Annotated in this window: 1 protein-coding gene; it reads right to left on the bottom strand. The window is 53.3% G+C overall.

Going from position 1 to position 422, the window contains the following annotated elements; genetic code table 11:
• On the bottom strand, positions 1-422 hold a 422-nt coding region (locus NXS07_RS22595; protein ID WP_258087614.1), incomplete at both ends, for a condensation domain-containing protein.

Raw genomic sequence — 422 nt, 5'->3', positions numbered from 1 at the left:
GACATAAAACGCACTGAGCAGAACGGTATACAGGGTGGTTTCCTGCGTTTTCGCCAGCGCCCTTAACTGATGCGAAAATTCACTCCCCAGCGCAAAATTGAAATCCCGGCCCTGATAATCCACCTGTGTCGGTCGGCTCCGGTCCGTCGGCAAAGACAGCGGTTCATAACCGGCCAGCGCCTGCTGCCAGTAGGCTAGCTGGCGTTCACGCACCTCACCCTGCAAATAGTCACGTTGCCATCTGGCATAGTCCCCATAGGTGATTTCCAGTGGCGGCAGCTGGCTGTCACGACCTTCCCGCAGGGCAGAATAAATTTCCGCCAGTTCATCCATAAAAATATCGATGGACCAGCCATCAATAGCAATATGGTGCCACATCATCAATAAATAATGATGTTCGGCCACCCGGTAGTGACACAGGC

The organism is Xenorhabdus bovienii (assembly GCF_024721015.1).
GTDB lineage: Bacteria > Pseudomonadota > Gammaproteobacteria > Enterobacterales > Enterobacteriaceae > Xenorhabdus > Xenorhabdus bovienii.
This window is presented reverse-complemented; position numbering and strand designations above follow the sequence as displayed.